This is a genomic window from Halopseudomonas sp. L-58 (assembly GCF_056859475.1).
This window is the reverse complement of sequence record NZ_JBSXON010000087.1, coordinates 51,997-71,937: the sequence shown is the minus strand read 5'-3', so window position 1 is coordinate 71,937 and position 19,941 is coordinate 51,997. Positions and strand designations below refer to the sequence as shown.

2 protein-coding genes are annotated in these 19,941 nt (G+C 61.1%); both read right to left on the bottom strand.

All coding sequences use genetic code 11. The features are described from left to right. Window positions 1-23: 23 nt before the first annotated feature. Window positions 24-1,685, bottom strand: coding sequence for a ShlB/FhaC/HecB family hemolysin secretion/activation protein (locus AC13EY_RS18525; RefSeq protein WP_269687082.1), 1,662 nt, complete (start codon window positions 1,683-1,685; stop codon window positions 24-26). Continuing rightward, the gene (locus AC13EY_RS18520; RefSeq protein WP_482877236.1) at window positions 1,685-19,768 is read right to left on the bottom strand and encodes a leukotoxin LktA family filamentous adhesin; all 18,084 of its coding nucleotides are present in this window, start codon (window positions 19,766-19,768) and stop codon (window positions 1,685-1,687) included. Before AC13EY_RS18520 ends, AC13EY_RS18525 begins: the two co-directional genes overlap by 1 nt. Between the last annotated feature and the right edge of the window lie 173 nt (window positions 19,769-19,941).

The following is a 19,941-nucleotide window of genomic DNA, read 5'->3' as shown; positions in this document are numbered from 1 at the left end:
TTTCGTTTTTTCCAAGCCCGAGCCTATCGGAAAACCAGTTGCAGCAATACCTGTCCGCTGTCCTGGTCGGGCACTACGTCCTTGAATGCGCCTGCAACCACCAGGCTTGCAGACACCCGATCATGCCACCAGCGGCTGTTGATACCGGCGCCGCCGCTGATCAGGTCCACATCTTCATCGCCCAGCTCCATAGCCCTGCCGTAGTCCATGAATACAAAGGGCTGCCAGCGTTCGCTCAGATGCCAGTATCCTTCAACGCTGGCGTTAACTCCCCATGGGGCCGTAATGATGCCAGGTTCATAGCCGCGCTGGGCACTGATCCCGCCAAACTGTTTGTGCAGCGCCGAAGGCAACTCGTCCTGACGGGTTGCATATTGCCAGCCCGCTTTGCCCACCAGTTCGTACGCCTCACCCAACTGACGCGACGAGTACAGGTCGCCGGTCAGAATGGTAAAGTTGCCGCTCTCTCCGGTCAGGGCGTTATCCGGCGAGGCCTGACGCAGGCGCTGTTCGTAGCGGGTATACCAGGGTGCGGCACGGTACTCGAACTGGCCCTTGAGAAAGACCTCCTGAATGTCCACTTCACTGAGCGTCACACCCTCCAGCGTCGTTTCAGAGGTTTGAAAGGTGTAACCCACGCCGCCCAGCAGCAACCAGCGGTCAGACAGCCACCACGGCTGATCAAAGCCCAGGCCATAGTTGCTGGAGTCCCCTTCGATATTGAGATCAGCCAGCGGGCCTCGCTTGATCTCCATGCTGTTGGCCCCCGCTTCAACCCAGGCAAAGCCGTTGCTGCGGGTAACCGGACGGGTATAGCGCAGATTCAGATACTGGCTACCGCGGGTACCAACCAGCACTGCGCTGATGTTGTCCGCCACGCCGGTCGGCGAGAACCAGTTGAACGTGCCACCCAACTGCTCGTAGCCCGTTCCCTCACTTCCGTAGTTGTTGGCAAACAACGACCAGTCGAAGCGTTTCGGCTCGAAACGCTCCAGATCCACCCGCGTTGTGCCGAAGCGCTCGCCTGGAGCCAACCCTGCAGAAAGCTGCGGACCCTGGCTGGTCGCATTGAAACGGCGAATCGCCTCGATCAGCATCGGACTGTCCAGCGTCTCCCCTTCGGTCAGACCAATTCGGTCGCGATAAAAAGACTCATCAACCTGTTGCCGCTCGCCACTGAATACCACGCTGTCCAGCTTTGCCTCAACCAGCACAACACGCAGCTGACCGTCCTCCAGGGACTGCGGCGGGATAATCGCCCGAGCAGTCAGCTGACCACCGTCGGTATATAGCTGGTTGACCTGCCGAATCATGTCATTGAGGTCAGCAAAGGTAATCTCGCGTCCCACATACTGTCCGGCGATATCCTTCAATTGCGTCTGGGTGAGAAAGACCGACGGGTTGAAGCTGATGCCACTCAGTACAAAAGGCGGGCTGTCGCTCGGGAGTGCATCACCCTGCTCCGGCTGCGCGCCCTGCAAAGCCGGTATCTCGATTCGGCGCGCACGCTCTTCAATCTGCTGCTGACGCTGCTGGGCATCAATTTGCTCGCGTTGCAGACTAGGGTTGACCTGCCCGGCGCTCACGCCACCGGGCAATACTACCTGAGCGTGGGCAACGCAAGGCAGCAAGGCCATTGCCGCCAGCGTCCATACTCGCTTGGTGCTCCATGCATGCGCTGCCATCAGATTTTCCACCGCTGTTCATCATCCTCGTTGTTGGTTGCACCCTGTGGCCACTGCAAATTCAGCGGGCCCATCATTTCAGGGACCTGCACCTGCTCCTGTGGTACCTCTCCTAGACCCGCAGCGCGATTCATCAATTGGCCAAGGCGAAGGTGCATCATGTCCGGCGACAACATTGCCTGGGCATAACGCGCAGCGGTAATGCCCTGGTAGTCGACGCCACCGTCCTGATGCCCTTCGGCAAAGTTCGGCACTCGCACCAGATGAGTCGCATCGCGGTGCAGCACATAGGCGTTGGTATAGGTCGATACATCGCTTTGATACAACCAGAAAGCCTTATCAAGCTCATACAGCTGCACATTGGCGTCCGCGCGATATGCCGGCGACAGGTTATCCGCGATCAGCAGCGCCTGAGGCGTGCTCAACCGGAAGAAGTCGGCATTGCGAATATCGTCGAAGTCGGCGATGGCAGCAGTCGTTTCAAAGTCGGTGTAGACCATGTCCAGCAGCGAGGTTGTAACCGCACTGCCCTGCAGCCGCAGGACAAAACGATCACCGGCCGCGCCGTCGTTGTTCAGGCCGGTCACCAGCAACTGCAGTGCACCACTGCCGGTTTGCTGCGCACCCAGCTCAACGTCCTGCGCATGCAGATCGGCAGCGACACCCAGTTGCGCATCGGCAACCCGAATAGCCGAGCCAGCCCACAGACTCATGGTCGGTGTTACCACCTGCCGCAACTCGATAACCGCCGGCGTGGCAGTGCCATCGCGCCAACCCGCATTGGCGGTCAGGCCGCCTTCTGCCACGACCACGTCACCCGTAGTATCAAGCAAGCTATCAAGCAGCACCTGGCCACCGGCCAGCAGGCGCTGGAAGCTGATGTCTTCATCGGCGCTCCAGTCCTGGTCGCCGCCGCTGGTGCTCTCACCAACCGCTATCGCGCCCAGTGCCAGCAGGTTGATGTCCTGCTCGGCAATCAGGTTATCGAACGACAGGTGGTGACCGTCAGCGTCAATCTGCCCCAACGCTGTGCTCACCGTCCTGGCGCGGATGTCACCAGATGCGGTCAGGTGAATATTGCCGCTCAGCGACTCACCCTGGTAGGGCACGCCGGTAGAGATAATGTCGTTGCCGACGGTAATGTCGCCGTTTGCCGCATCCAGCAGAATATTGCCTCCGGCCACGACGCTGTCGTTAATGTTGATGTACTCGCCGGAGGTGATGCTCACATGCCGGCCGGCCGTCACATTGGCCAGATCAACAGAGCCGCCGACCACAAAGGTCAGATCACGGCCCGCTTCTGCCGACCCACCCAGACTCATATCCTGTCCGATACCGACAGTCAGGTCGCGGCCAGCCTTCAACGAGTAGGTGCCACCGTAGCGAACCGTCGGCATCAGCAGGTTGCCGTTGGCCAGGATGGCCACATCTCGGGCAGCCTCGACCATCAGGCCGGTGATGTTGCCGTCGCCCTGCCCCGCATCACCGGTTGCCTGCAGGAACACATCGGTGCCGAGACTCTGGGCTCGACCAAAGAACAGGTTGCGACCGATCATCCGGACTTCACCTTCGGCCTCGGCATTGCCGCCAAAAACGTCACCGTCGGTTTGTACCAGCAGGTCTGCTCCCGAGTAGAGATGGGCAGGAACCAGCACATCGAGGGCCTCGGCGTCGGCCAGTTCGCCGAAGCGGATGGTTCCGAGCGAGCCAGCTTCGGTAGTCAGCGTCAGGTTGCCACCACTGCGACCGGTCCCGATGGTCAGGTCGCCGAAGGTGTGCGCATCAAGCGTCGAATAGGCCTCAACATCCCCCAGCAGAGCGGAACCGGCCTGCAGGTCAACCCATTGCGTCCGGCTTGTCAGCTGCTCGGCGGCAAACAGCGCGCTGGCTGCCAGCGACAGGGTGCCGGTAATGCTGTCGACACTGCCCAGATCGGCGCTGCCAACGTCGAACACCACGTTGTTCTCAACGATGGCCTCGGTGCCTTGCCAGTCACCAGCGCCGTTCACAGTCAGATCGCCGCCGATAATCAGGCTGCCATACTGCAGCGCAGTACCGGCAGCACCACGATGCTGCAGCAGTGCGTTGCCATCGACCTCGGCGCGGGTCAGACCCAGTTCACCATCAACCAGCAATTCGAGGTTACCCGCCGTATACAGCGAGCCGATGTCCACAGCACCGCTGGCATCAACGACCATGTCGTCGTTACGCGCCCAGATTTCGGTCGCAGTCAGACTGCCACCGGTGAAGTCGAATGACTGATAGGCATCCAGCGTACCGGCCGACAGCAGCCCGCCATTGTTGCCCAGCACCACGTGACCGTCCTGCGCCAGCAGGCTGCCGATCGACAGGTCGTTACGGTGTTGCAGATAGATATCGCCACTCAACGCCTCTACCGACGTCAGCTGCGGCAAGTCGACCAGCAAGGCAGTGGTCTCGCTACCGATGCCAAGCCCCGCCTCGATCTCGGCGATGCCTGCGTGCGAACCAGTGAGGTTGACCTGGCCGTCGCCGTTGCCGCGTACGAAGCCACCAGCCTTGAGCAGGAACTGGGTGGCGGCGGTACCGGTATTTTCCAGCAGCCCCAGATGCATGTCGCCGACAGTGGTCAGCGCCAGCGTGCCGCCGGCACTGAAACGGCTGTCGTCAGCCATGTCCAGGCTGCTCGCCAGCAGGGTCAGATTGCCATCTGCCTGCGCACTGCCGGTCAGGATCGCATCAGACAGCGTATTGATCAGCAGATTGCCGCCCGCCTGGGCCTGCGCGACGGTGATGTCACCCTGGGCATCAAGCTGCATGTTGGCACCTGACTGCACATCACGCACCTGCAGATCAACAGCGCTGCTCAGGCTCAGATCACCCTCGGCAGCCAGCTCGCCAACCGACAGGGCTTTGCCGCTGCTCAGGTCAGCATCGCCGCCGGCATAGCCAGACAGCTCACCCGCACTGGCAGACTGCAACTCGATCTGCAGCGCGCCGTCGACGCCCCGAATGTCGTCCCTGGCAACCAGGTGGATGTTGCGGCCACTGACGCTCACCTGATCGAGCACACCGATCAGACTGCCGTCGATGGCGTCCAGATGAATGTCGCCTACAGCAAACACCTGGCCAATCTCGAAGTCGCCATTGGCCCAGCGCAGCGCCACATCCTGACCTGAGGATGCCGCAAGCAGGCGCCCGCCGACATTCAGGGTCAGCATGGTGTCTACACTCTCGCCTGTGCCCAGACTGCCGGTGCCCGCTTGCAGGGTCAGATCCTGACCAACCTGGAACTGGCCAAAGCCACTGCCCTCTGCGGCCAGAATGCTGCCGGCTGCGGCCAGCCGCGCATTCTCTCCGGCACTGACCGAGCCAATCTTCAGGTCACCCGCCGACTGCAGATACAGCGATCCGGTCACGTCGGCATCAAAACGCTCGGATGCCTCTACATAGAAAGGTGCAGTTCGGCTAACCGACAGACTGACCACTTCACCGGCATCATTGCGGTTGAACACCACATCACCCGGTGCATTGGCCAGCGCCAGCGCGGCAGCCTGCTCGGCACTGAGTGCACCGGACTTGAGGTCTGCCAGATCAATCAGCAACGCATCAGCCAGCTGACCAACATCACCGGCAACCTGCACAGTGACATGACGCCCGGTCAGGTTAGGCTCGGCAGAACCCACAGAGGTGCCCGAAGACGGACGCAGCGCCGCCAGCTCGATCGCGTACAGCAGTTCATTCTCGGTCCAGATCGCGTCACTGGTAAGCGACTCGATCTGCGCTGCCGATGCCGTGTAGGCAAACAGCGCGTCATAACTCTGGAATGCGCTCTGCGACCGCCAGTCGCCCGCAACATTATTGCTGAAGAAGGATTCCAGCTCGGCAAAGCGTTCGCTGGCAAACTGTTGCACCTGCGCATCAGTCAACCCGGAGACACCCAGCTTCAACTCAGCCAATGGCCGCATGAACGCCAGATTGCCGGCATCAAGCACAAACTCCGAGCCGCTGACGCTGCCCAGCGCCTTTAGCTGCCAATATTCACGGTAGCTTGCATCCACCAGATCCTGGAACGGCTTGACCGAGGTGGCGTAAATATTATCTTCGGCGCCATAGGCTTCGGTCAGTCGCAGTTTCTCCCAAACCGCCTTGCGCTGGGTTTCATCCAGCGTGTCGGAGGCGAGGCGACGACCTGCATCGTACAGAGAGCCCTGCTCAACCCGCAGCCAGACGTCGCCGGTTTCCGAGCGGATACTGCCGACCCAGCTGTCGCCTTCGGTTTCGTGCAGGTAGATACCGCGATTGGCAGTAGCGTTAAGTACCCCGTGCTCAACACCGCCATTGAGGGTTGAAACCTCTTTGGCATGAACACGCAGAGCCTTGCCGCTCTCGCCAATGCCGCCCGACAGGCTGGTCAGTGTAATGTTGCGGCCGCGAACGTGCGGGGTAGCAGCAGCGGTTTGCTGGCTGCCAAGCAGGTCACCGGAAGCCGAAATAACCACATCGCCACTGCCGTTACCGGCATCAACACGCTTGATAATGGCATCAGAACCCAAGTTCAGGTTCACACCAGCCGAGCCGGCCTGAACGGTCAGGGTACCGCCCGGCGCCAAACTCGCGGAGAAGCGATTGCCCGCGTTACCGATCTCGCCACCGGCGTTAAGGGTCAGATGCCCGGTATAGACGCTGCCGTCAGGCATATCGATGATATCGCCACCAGCCGTCAGCGTAGTCGAGCCGCCCGGGTTATTCAGACGACCGCCCACATACAGGTCGTTGAGTGTGGTCGCTTCAATCAGCCCTGTCGCGTTTCCGATAAAAGCAATCTGGAACGGATTATCGGCCTTGACCGAATGGCGAATAGTGATCGATGCGTCGAGCGGGAAACGATAGTTCCACTGCGAGTAGTACTCACCGGCGCGATCGCCGCTGGTGTACTGGCCACTGGCCTTGAAGCCCCAGTTACAACCGGATCCCAGGCTTTCACCGCAACCGTGGTAGTTGACGTTGAAACCTTTGAAGTTGCTCAGCGAACCACTGATATTCTGCTCATACACGCCTTGCGAAGCGTTCCCGTAAACCACGTTTCCGGTGCTGACATTCCAGGGATCATTCGGCTGCCCTGACGGGTAGACCCACGCCCAGTCGCTGACATAGTAACTGTCGCCGTCGTAGCTGTATGTGCGATGGAGTGATGCCTGCTGACTCCACTCATAGCGCAGATTCGTACTCGGTGAATACGTTGCACTGCTGGCCGAGGAGCTGCTTACCAGGTAGGCGTTGGAGATAGAGGTGCCGCCATTGCGGTTATCGAAAACCGACAGACCGCTGCCCTGGGTATGCACATACCAGGACGTGGCGTGCTGGCCGGCGACTGGGGCCTTGAGCGTATCGACGATCTGTACGATACCCACCGATCCCGCGCCGGTATCAATGGCACCCAGCTGCAGTTGAGCCTGCGACAGGTTGTCGATACTGACCTGACCGTAGCCGTTGTTGACCTCAATCCGCCCCAATGGATTGGTACTGATGATTCCGCCCTTGAGGTAGACGTAACCGCCACCCGAGGCGTTGACGTCATCGACCAGAATGCGTTGATTGACAAAGTCGTACTTGGCACGAATCAACGAGCTGCCACCGGTCGCGGACAGGTATTCCAGCGGGATGTCGACCGCAGAAACACAGGTATTGCTGGCGCAGTAATGGCTGGCAAGCCAGTTGTCGAGGCTGGCACTGACGGTCAGGGTGCGGCTGGTTGCCTGACCACTGGAAATGGTGCCGTTGATGTCGATATAGCGGGCCTGAATACCAACCTGACCGCCGACTATTCGTTTGCTGGCAGCGCTGCCGCTCAGATCAGCCGACGCATAGCTGGCGGTGCTGCTGTGAAGATTGCGCTGGCGCAGAATCGGCATCCAGGACGCAGCGTTATCGATGCCACGGAACTGCCACGCCAGCCCGGTGTAGGACTTCCCGGTGCTCTCCGAGCAGTTACTGCCGCTGCTTACCGACGCAGGCAGACACCCTCCAAACAGAACATCACTGCGACCGGACTGTCCACTGCTGGGCGCTCCCTGCAGGAGCAGCCCCGCATTGTTGTTCGACAGTCCACTGCTGCCGTAAACATAGTTGGCAATCAGTTCGATGGCGACAGTGGTGGAACCGGTCACGCCGGCGAAGCTCTTCCACTCCGAAAGCGGGTTTGAGCCGACAGACCAGTAGCCGTTCGGCTGGAAGACCGACATCGAGCCTTCCGGTACCTCAACCAGCACCTGCTGGCCGAAGGTAGCGCCGAACTGTCCGAGCGAGCCCTTGGCATTGGAGATATGAACCAAACCACCCAGGTTGTAGATATCGCCGGTCAGGAAAATGGCCGGGCCATAGCTGACGTTGCCCGAGTAACCGCTGTAACTGTTGTCAATGCGCACCTGGGCTCGCCGATCAGCGTTGACCTCATTGATGGTGCCACTGGAGAAGCGCGAGCGATCGGCTCCCCCGGTGAACAGCACATGGCCGCCCGGCTCATCCGGAATCAGCACGTCACCTACCAGCAGATACTTGCTGCTGCGGTTGGTCACCTGGATCTTGGGACCGCCGTTGGCCGTCAGGGTACCGGCGCCCGATAGCCGGTCGGCATTGACGGTGATATTACCGCCTGCCGCCAGCATGGAACCCAGCTCCACCGAACCGGTGGCCGAACTGGAAATGGTACTGCGCAGGATCTGCTTGGTAACCGGGTCAATACCCGAGTAACTGTCAAGGAAATCAGTCGGAACAAAGCTGCTGGTGCTGAGAACCAGAACCGGCAAACCGGCACTCTGGGTCACATTACCGTTGGGCGCGATATCGATGATCAGCTCGTTATAACGGCCGGCCAGGAAGTTACCATCAAGATGGGCGAAGCTGTCGCGCACGACATTGGTTCTGCTGTCACGGTTGGTAACCGGGATAAAACCGAGCTGATAACCTCGCGCCTCGCCATCGGCGAGCGCGGCGTTAAGCCCGTTGTAACCGCCTGCGGTGATGTTGCGGGCGGCAAGAACCGAAGCACCCTGCTCAACGGAAACGCCGGCAACGTTAGTGATCAGACTCTCGGCGCGCGCATCAGGCACCGCAATAATACCGCGCACGACACTGTGCGCTACGGTATCGGCATTGATGCGTGTCTGCCACAGCCCCTCGGGATCACGGCCTGCCGACAGATCGATATTGCCCAGCGCAGACAGCGTCGCGCCCTCGCCTACGGACACGGATTGCTGGCTGGCAATATCGGCCTTGGCATTCGCGACACCGACACCTGCTGCTCCCCAGGTGCTGACCAGGGATTCGATAGCTGACGACGATAGGGTGTAGGTACCCAGACCGATCTGACCATAGGCCGTGAGGGTTGCCCCATCACCCACGTTGACCGCATTGGTAAAGCTGGCATCGTGAACGTTGTCCGCACCGCCGCCGGCAATCGCACCACCGGTGCTGAGCGTGACACTTTCGTTTACCTCATGGCGAGTAAAGGCACGGGCAATCAGCTTGCCGTCATAATCGCCACCGGCCAGTCCGGCAACCAGAATTACCCGTTCGCCGATATCCACCAGCGAATCAGCCGTCACATCAGACCGATTGGTGACCGCCTGGCCGCTGATCACGCCGCCACCGGCACCGCTGGCAGCAGAACCAAGATGACGCGTGTAGATATTGGAGTTGGCGCTGAGCAATGCGTCCTGCCCAAGGTACAGTTCGGCATCATTACCGATCCTGGCTCGGGTAGTGACTGTCACCTCATTATCGGAGCTGGCGCCGCTGCCGCCGACTACCGCGGCGTTGACCGAGTTGGCATGGGTCCCGTAAAGGGCATTGAACTTGGCGGTAAGCGCCAGGCTATCGGCAGCAATGTCAACGGCTTTGCCGATCTCGGCATACACGTTCCCGGTAGTGCGGGTCCGGGAGATGGTGGCATTGCCCGCGACGAGACCGCCGCTACCCGCGATGCTCTTGGCCTGATTGATGTCCTCGCCGTCGGCAGAGACGACCAGATCAGTCAGCAGCGACGCGCCCTGACGATCATTGGCGCGATCACCCAGCTTCGCCTCGGTGGTGGTTGTCGAGCGCGCCTCGGCAACAGATGCCCCAACCGCCAACCCACCGACCGCAATCCCGGTGGCTTCGGCGTACTGTTGGGTTTCGCTACGGGCATCGATTTCAACCCGCCCGGAGGGCAGTTTGAGGTCAGTTCCTGTGGTAGCGCTGACGGTAGAGCTGTTAACCGCCTCGGCAACCGAACCATTGGCAGAGAAATACAGGCCGCCACTGCCGGCAACCGAACGCGCCCGGACCGCTGCCTCGTCGGAATCAACCTCGTTACCGCTGCGCTGGTTATCCAGTTTGGCAGCGACCTTGAGACCGCCGGTGCCCTTGATATCAACTGCATTACCCAGCTTGGCCGTGACCCGAGTGCTGCCTTGCGCCCGGGCGTAGGAGGCACCCACGCCGGCACCTGCAGACACACTTGCGCCGATGGCACTGACATCAATCTGCGGCGCTGCGGATGCCTGCACTGTCACGCCGCCGGCCTTGCCGTCCAGCATGGCACCATCACCCACTTCGGTGGCAACCCGGGTACTGTCGATACCCAGCGCCGCGACGGCGGTACCTGCGGCAAACAGACCACCCGCCGCACCAACCGTATCTACGCTGAGCAAACCGGCACCATTGGCCGACAGACTGATGCCGTTGGCCGTCAGACTGCTGCCTGCCATCACGTTGACACCCACAGTGCTGTCGCGCAGACCGGTACCGATAACCAGACCAGCTGCCACGGCGCCCAGAGCGGCACCATCGGCCTTCACCGAGAGTCCCAGGGTATCTTCTGCAGTCGCGCTGAGAGCATTGCCGTATTGCTGGTCACCACCCAGATTGACGCCGATGGTGTTGTTCATATCGGCAACCGATACCGCCGCACCAATACCGGCGGCAAATCCCGCAGCGCCGGTGTAACTCTCGACCTTGACTGCAGGCTCGCCGTTAAGGGCCATGCTCTTGGCCGTCGCCGACAGCGAAGCGGCACGTACGGTCGCATCGACCTCGGTACTCACCCGGGCATTGGACAGGGTATAGGCCACCGCAGCGCCCACTGCCGCGCTGCCTGACAGCTGAGCGGAGCCGGTGAGATTGCGCGTTGCAATCGAGTCGAGCGCGCTAACCGTGACGGCTCCCTGACTGTCAACACGCCCGCCCTTGATGCGGGCCAGCGTCTCGTGGGAGTAGGTGGTGCCTGCCTTGAGGCGATCCGCACTTGAGCCAATCCGCCCGCTTTGATTGAGCAGATTGGTCTCGTCTGTGTTACTGCGACGCTCGATGACGTACTCACCGGTTGCGCTGTCATACACCACGGTGTCATAGCCGGTCTCGGCGGTTTCCCGACTGGTGAAACCGTCAACCATGGACAGCGTACCGTTACCGCCACTGTCCAGTTCATCCAGCGGATCAGTGCCCTCGACCGAGGTCGCGCCAGACCCCAGCATCAGCAGACCGACACTGCCACCCAGCGCAGCACTCCCACCCACGCCGCCCGTGACGGTGTAAAGCTGCACATCCACATCGCGCGCAGCGGCCACTTTCACGGCTCCGGTGGTATACACCTGTGAATCAAGCAGCATCGCGCGGGTTGCATTGTTGGCTACCAGCACGTTGGCACTGGCGCCGAGCGACACACCACCGATAGCGGCAGAGCCGGCGTTGCTCAGAGCAATCAGCTTGTCGTATGCGTCTACAGTAAGACTGCCGGCCCGACTTGCCGAGGTTCCCAGATCCAGCTTGCCGGCTCCGACTTCGGTGACGTTCTCAACGATAAATACGTTCACCGAGCCCGCCATGGCGGCACCGCCACCGCTGACGCTGACACTGTTGCCGAGCAACCGGGTGACGCTATCGGCCTCGACACTGATTGCGCCGGGGCTGGTGATCCTGGTGCGCGCCTCGGTGCTACCCTGCTGAGCACCCAACCAGGCACGCACGGTGCTGCGGTTGTAGCCCACCGCCACGCCGGCACCGGCGCCAACCGCGCCGCCACTGGCGGTATCTGCGCTTGGCGCCAGACTGTTGATCGCATCCGCACTCACCTTGAGGCTGCCCACGGTCAGGTCGCTGCCGCCGTCGACCAAAGCCTCGGTATTACCCTCAAGCACCAGCACTGCGGCGCTGCCGGCTACACCGACAATCGCACCGGATGCACTGACAACGATATTGCTGGCGGAGTTGGTGGCGCTGGCATCGACATCCATCGCGCCGCGACTGGTGACCTTGGCGCCACGCACCCGGGCAGTAACATCGCGACTGATAACACCGGTATCTGCGGTCACAGCGACCGCTGCAGCGCCAAGCGAAAGCGCCGCGTTGAGCACACCACCGAAGCTGTAGCTATGGCTGGCGGCGCCCACGCTGACCTGCTGATCCGCTGCAGCGCCCGCATTGGACTGGTTGATCTGCGCATCATCAATCGCCGCCAGTGTGGAGCCACCCAGTACCTGAGTATTGCTCACACCACCAACCGAGGCGCTGGCCAATGGGACCAGAGATACGGCAGCACTGACACTGGTCTGACCGGTCTGCTGCAGCGATGTGGCTCTTACCGCCACCCCTTTGACCAGCTCGGAGCCAGTCTGCAGATTGAGCACAGGATTGAACTGTTCGGCATCAGCCCAGGCATCGGTATCCGGCGCATTGGCTACTTCGCCGTTATCAACCGACACGCCGGCACCCAGTGCCAGCGCGGTTACCTCGGTTGTCGCACCGCGAATCGCTGCTTCGGTTTCGCTCTGCAGCACATTCACTGTTACCAGACCGGAGACAGCCGCGTTGCCGCTGCCGGCGACAACACCGGCATAGGAATTGACGGTGTCATTGTTGAACGCCGTCACTGCGACGTTGTTGCGGGCCAGAATTGCCGCACCACCATCGATAAGCGCGCGCGCGCGGGTATCCAGAATGCTGGTTGAGATACCCCCATTTACCGCAGCGGTACCGGAGAAGCCGCCGGAGACCGAGATGGTATTGATCTCGGCATCCGACTCAGCCTGCACCGCCAGGTCATTCAGCGTGAATCCGCCGTCCGCATGGCGGCCGGAGACACGGGCTTCGATATCGTTGTTGATGCGGTTCACCGCCGTCGCGACGCCGACGGCGACACTGCCAGCGGCTGCAATGCCACCCGACAGCGAATTGATGCTGGAGGCATCACGCGCCTTGACCAGCATCCGGTCCGCGTCACCGCCACTGTTGAGCACCCGCGCATAGGTACGCGCATCGATATTGTTGCTGGTGTTGGAGAAAACGGCAGCGGCAGTGCCCGCACCGGCACCGCTGAGCGCCAGGGTATCGATGTTGGCTTGGGTGAGCGCCTCGACACGGGCATCGGCGCCACTCTCCAGATCCACAGAGCTGTCGCTGATCCAGGCCTGACGCACCTGAGTAACCGTGCTGACTGCGACCGCTCCGGCGCCGGCACCGCTGCCGGCGCCCTGCACGTTACCGGCGAGGGTTTTGATATCGACCTCGCCGCGAGTTACCTCGACCGTCAGTTCACTGGCACCGTCGATATCGCTGTTTTCAATGCTGGCAGACTCTTCGCCAGCCACCACGTTGACCGCGATGGAGGCGCCGACTGCGGCAGTGCCGGCACCGCCGCCACCCAGCGCGGCGGAGCGTATCAGCGCATCACCGCCACTGCTCAGATTCAGGGTTCCGGTCAGTGCGATGGCCGACTCGTCAATCTTCGCCACTCGTTTGGCAAGGATGATGTTATTGACGTTCGCGGCCCCTACCGCAGCGGTGCCGGCGCCATTGACAACCGCACCAAGGCCCCAGATGGTGCGGTCCCCTTCCGCTGCAGACAGCGACAGGTTACCCACGTTGTCGAGCTGGCTATCGAGAATCTCTGCCCGCTCCTCGCCATCCAGAATATTGGTGGTGGTCGCGCCGTTAACGGCTACCGTACCGGCACCGCCACCGGCAACAGCGATCGAATAGATCGCCTGCTGCACACCGCTCTTGAGGCTGACATCGGCAAAGCCATCAATCAGGCTGCCGCCTCCGATCACTGCGCGGCGATCAGCGGCAATGCGGTTGACCGACGCAGCAAGACCCACCGCAGCGGTACCGCCTCCGGTAATCGAACCGGCCAGCGAAGCGATGGTCAAGCCCTGACCTGCGCTGGCATCCAGTGACAATGTCTGGTTGCTGCCGGCAGCGTTAACGGTGCTGCCGAAAATGCTGACTTCGTCCCTGCCGTTAATGTTGTTGGCCGCGAAGGAGCCACCCACGCCCGCGGTCCCACCACCAGCGGCATCGATACCGATGCTCCAGATTTCGCCATCCAGGGCCGATGTCATAGCAGCATTGCCGCTGAGATTGACAGTGCTGTTGCTCAGTTTTGCTTCGCGTTCGGCGTCAATCAGGTTGACCGCCACACCGGCGCCAACGCCGGCAGATCCCCCGCCGGCAGCCAGGTTGAACGCCAGCGACCAGATGCTGGCACCGAGATTCGGCTGACTGGCGGAAATGGTCAGATTTCGTGCGTTCAGCAGCGCCGAGCTGAGCTCTGCGGTGGTCGTGTCGGCAATGCGGTTGTAGGTCATGGCGGCACCGACTCCGGAGCCGCTGGCGGAGACCGAACCGGACAGCGCAGCGGTAATGATTCGGCTCTGCTGCGCAGCACTGAGTGTGGCGTCACCGGTCAATTCATAGGTGCCACCGACGATATTCGCTGTCGCGCTTTGCTGCATGTCGTTGATGCTGAATGCCGCACCAACGGCAGCCGTGTTACTGCTGCCGGCAATACTGCCGGCCAGCGAGTAGAAGCCGCCGGTTTTCAGCGCCTGAACCGTCAGATCGTCGGCGTTCAGGGTGCGACCGGTCATATCCAGCTCGGCGGATACGGAGCCGCGGCCGATCAAGGCCGTAGCAGAGCCGGCAACAGCAATATCTGTGGCCCCCGCGGCGCCAATGGTGCCGGCGAGAACATCGGTTTCATTGCGTGCGACAACCGCCAGATCACCGGTCAGGTCAATATCGGTGTTGGCGACATTGGCACTGTAATCACTGCCGTTGTACACCACGCCAATGGCGCCACCCACAGCGGCCTTGCCACCGGTGCCGGCAACGCTGCCGGCAATCGCCAGTACCGCCTCACCCGCGATATCACCGCTGTCGAACAGGTTACGCGTAGTGGTATCGGCAGTGCTTGATGTCTCGTCGGTATTGGTATCAATACCGTCTTCACTGAACAGCTCATCGTTGGTCTCAGCTTCCACCTCAATCTGTGAGGTAGCGTTGCTGCCGGTCATATCGAGACCGGTTTCACTGAGCGTGGTGTCTGCGCTGGCGTCGTAGTTGAAGATATCGTTCAACGCGTCGCCACCCGGCACACTGGCTGCAGCAACTGTCACGTTTGCACCAGTCAGCGAGGAGTCATTGCTGCCTGTCTTGTCGACGTTCGCCTTGACCTTGTTGTTCATCACCACGACGAACAGCGAGCCGGCACCGGAGCCACTCTGTTGTCCGGTACTGGCAGCAACAGCCAGCGCACCGGCCAAAACGCGAGAGGCACTGTTGGCCTTGACTTCCAGGCTGTCAAAATCGGTTGCGGAGCTGCCCAACCACTCGGCTTCCAGCTCGTTACCCATAATGGCCAGCACCATGGAGCCACCGCCACTGCCGCCCTTGTCCTTGCTGACAGCAAAGGCACCACCGCCCAGCAGCGAGCGGGAACGATCGTAAGCGTTGACCCCAATGACGCCTGGCGCTGCAGCGCGCTGCTCGATCTGGCTATCGATTACCGCGGCACGGGTCTTGTTATTGAACACCCCGGCCGAGCCGGAGAGCGCGACCGCGACATTAGTCTCGCCACCGGCCGCGACTGACAACCCAAGCCCCATGGCGATCTGATCGCCACCACTGGCAGCCTGCACCTTGAGCAGATCGTTGCTGCGCAGAACGGTGTCCTGCATCAGCGCTTCGGTGACGTTTTTGAGCTGATTGAACGCAACCGCACCGGACAGCGCCGCGCTGTGCTGGCTCTTGTCGCCGCCCGACAGGGTCAGGGCACCGGCGCCGGAGCCACTGAACTGGTGGGTCTGGTTCAGCGACAGCACATTGACCTTGCTGCCGGCGGCATCCCGCGGATCCAGCACGATGTTGCCCAGGTGAGCGCGGTTCTTCTGTCCCGATACGTTGACGCTGGCAGAGGCGGCAGCCGCGAGGCTCAGGCCTTCCTTGGTAGTACCGTCACTGCCGTCGCTGCTGCTGTCACCATTGAATGCGGTCTGCAGCTTTTCCCAGTATTCGCCGATCTTGTCCATTGCCGCTTCCCCGGAGGAAACGGCCTTGTCCTTGGCGTTCTGCACTTCGCCGGTAATCAGCGCCAAACCATTGGTGAGCGAGGTCTTGATCGCCTCGCCGAGGCTACCGGCCTTCTCCTGCGAGCCGGCATCGGCACCGCCACTCTCGCTGGCGACCTCGTCCTGCTGGGCCTGTTCCTGCTCGGAGCGCGCCAATGCACCGGCAATCGAGAAGGCACCGCTCTGGCCAGAGCTCTGCGCACTGAGCGTCAGATCGTTAACCAGCCATGTACCCTTGCTGCTGTCGTTCAGGCCGTCAGACAGATAATCCGGACGCCAGCCCTTATTGTCGCCCACCAGGGCATAGACGTCGGTATTGACGACGTTGACTGCAACACCCGCACCAACACCGACGTTTTCGGAGGCAGCGATGGCGCCGGCGGCGCTCCAGAGACCCAGTTGATGCTCTGCATCGATATTTACGGTATCGGCAGTCACATCGGTGCTGCTGTGGATCGAGCCATGCACGGTGCTGTCCACAACGCTGACGACGATCGAGCCGTTACCGGCAACACTGGCCCCCTTACCCGCAGAAGGGCTGACCGCGATGATCAGTTCGTTCTGCAGCGCCTCCACATTGATGGCTTCGGCAGTCAGGCTGCCGTTGGCGCCAATGCCTGCGACTGCCTGATTACCGGTAATCTGGATATTGATGCCGGCGCCCACCGCGCCACCATCCTCACTCGTGGTGCCGAACAGCGCATCGAAGTTCCCCGAGATGGCCAACTGCTCAAGCTGATTGTCGGCGGTCACCTGCAGCGGAGCAGACCACTCCCACCCGAGAGTGCGCAGTGCCTCCCGACGCGCTTCCAGCGCTGTCGTACTGTCCAGTTCGGGCAGCACTGCGGCCAGCAGGCTCGCCCAGGGGGCATCGTCGGTGGAGGTAGCAGTCAGATTGACGTTGTCTCCGGCCCAGGCCAGGGTATCGATGCGGTTCTGCAATATAGACAACGAGCCGGCCATGCCGAGCTTGTCAGCCTCGCCAGTCGAATTGGCATACTGGGTCGCAATCTTGCCGATAACGGCCTGCCCACCCTCAGCAAGCAGTTTCAGGTTGGCATAGACCTGCTTGAGCGAACTCCAGCGGTCCAGCCCCAGCAGCCCGACGGGCTGATCAAAACGCGCACCCACGCCGATTCGGCCGGCGGTTACCTCGGTTCCGTCACCAATGATTGCGTGGGTTTGCTGATCGAGTTCGGTATAGACGGCAGCGACGCTCAACGACACCGCGGCGCCATCGGTGCTGCCATCATCGCGTTTGGCGGAGGCATTGACCGTACTTTCGGCGGCGTTGTGCAGATTCTGCTGCTGTTGCCAGGCCTGGACGGCCAAGTCGCCACTGATGTCGATAACCGGTGCACTGCTACCACCGCCCAATACCGACTTGACGCTGTGGTCGGACAGGGTTACGTCAATTGCCGAGGCCAGACGGAACTTGCTGTCGGTTGTCGGCTTGGCGCCGCCCTCTTCCTTGGACTCGGGCTTGATGCCAAAAAAGTCCTTGAGGCTATCACCGAGGTAGTCGGTAACCGGTTTGGCTACCTGCTCATTGGCCTTTTCCTTGAGCTTGTCCAGATAACCCGGCTCGGAGGCACCGGCAGAGACGGTGACCGAGGTAATCTGCTTGTAGACCACATTGGCTGCATTGACATTCAGATTACGCGCGCCGTCCAGGTCGGCACTGAACTCGGCGTAGGTATCGCTATTGAAGAGCGATACACCAACTGCGGGGCCGCCGGTTGCACCCTCACCACTGGCCTTGAAGCTGACACTGGTCTCCAGCTCCTGCTCGGTCAGCGCGAGTACGTTGACATCCCGGTCCACCGTCAGGTTGGCGCCATCGGCGACCACCGCGCGGGTGTTGATATTGCTCATCGCCATGCCGAACCCAAGACCCATGGTCTTGAGTGCACTGCCTTCGCCATCAACGCTGTTTTCTGCAGCAGCGGTGACCGACAGGCTGTTGTCACTGTGCGCGACTACCGACAAGTCCCGCCCAACATCGAGCGTAGCGCCCGAGTTCACCACGACCTCGGTCAGGCCGGAAATCTGGCCGTAGGCAGCATCGAAGCCGAAGGGAATTTTCTTGCCGAGTACCGGAATGCTCCAGGTGGAGCTGTCTACCGCGCGCTGGGTGGTTGCCCAGGCGGTCAGATCGTTACTGGCGTTGATATTGGCTGTGGCGCCAATATCAACGACAGCGTCGGCCTTGGCGATGTAGGCCGACAGGTTCGGCACCAGCAGGGTCAGTTCGGAAAAGTTGGTCGGTGTTTCCAGAAAGGCGTTGGTGTCTGCCGTTCCGGCGTAGGCCTTGATAGGATCGGCCAGAGTATCGAGCACATTGGCCCAGGTTTCTGCCTCGCTCCAGCCATTGTCGGAAGCCAGCTGGGCGATGTCGTCCTTGAGGTCGTACTTGCTGAGCAGCATGCCGAGAATGTCGCGAGAAACCTCGGCCCGCGCGTCAGCGGTGATGGTGACATTACGTCCGGTGATAGTGCCGTCAACATCAATCCGCGCACCGGCTTCGGCGTACCCGGCCATTTGCCTGTTCAGCCCGTAGGCATCCAGGGTAACGTCGCCGGCGTTGTCACCGGTAGCGTGTCCGGCGTCCAGCACAGCGTTCTCACCGACGATGATTTCGGCTTTGCCCAGATTGGCGGATAACCAGGGATTGGCCTGATACTGAATGCCGGCTTTCAGGTCATCAAGGGTCTGAGCTTCGGCGTCTTCGTCACAGAAGGTACAGCTGATATCACTGAGCGCGTTGAGCGCAATATCGCCCGAGCGACCCGCACCGGTGGCGCGGGTAACCACCTGAGCATTGTCGGCGAGCGTAATTGACGGCGCCTCCAGGGTGACATTACCGCCGTCCTGCCCATTCTCGCCTCGCGTACTGATCAACGCATCGCCATTCAGTTCCAGCGACTTCCGAGCTGCGATCTGAACCTGCGCCCCCGAGTCATCGGCCATCAGCGCAGCCAGCTCGCCGGAGATTTCGACATTGTCAGTCGCGGTGATAACGATTCCGCCATCAGCACGGGCAACCGCGTCGCCAATCGCCAGGCCCTCGGTATTTACCGTGCTGTTGAACACAGTCCGGGCAACGTCGGTGCCGGCCTGCAGGTTGGCAGTGGCCTCAACCAGTACCGAAGCACCGTGGAGGTTGATCGAACCGTTGGTATTGACCATGCCGCGAATGACAATCGCATTACTGCCATCACTGGCCAGCTCGGCGCTGGGCAGCTCGCCGGCAGCCAACCTGGCGACGTAGTCATCGGCCTGACTGTCGGTCACAGCACCATCAACTGCCGCAATCCGGTGCAGCTCGTCCATGGTCGCGGTATTGGGCGTGGTGACGGTCAGGCTGCCGACGTTGACCACACCGGAGGCGCCAACAACAAAGCCGTGCGGGTCGGCAAAGATGATATTGCCGCCCACCTTGCCACCCTTGAGGCCGTTCAGGGTACCGTTGATGACCGCGCGCGAGTCGTGGACGAGGTTGACGAGATTGCTCGCGCCACCGGGCACGTGCAGATTGACCGTATTGCCGGCGTCGACAGTGAAGTTACCGAAGGAGTTGAAGCCGGTTTGACCACGCACCGTTGCGGTGGTGATGTCGGTATTGGCGCCGTTGACCGCAATCGTGGTGGCGGTCTGCCCTCCACTACCGGTGTGCAGCGTGATGTCGTTGGCCAGACTCCAGCCGGGCATCATGCCCGAAGCCAACATCAAAACTGTTAACGGATGACGGTTGAATACAGAAACCTGAGTCGAACGCCCACCCGATTTCTTCGCTTTCCCTGCGCTGGCCATGCCAACCTCACTGTCGACAATAAATTTTTGACAGCGCACTGTAGCAAAACGCTAAGCAATCAACAACGGTGCAA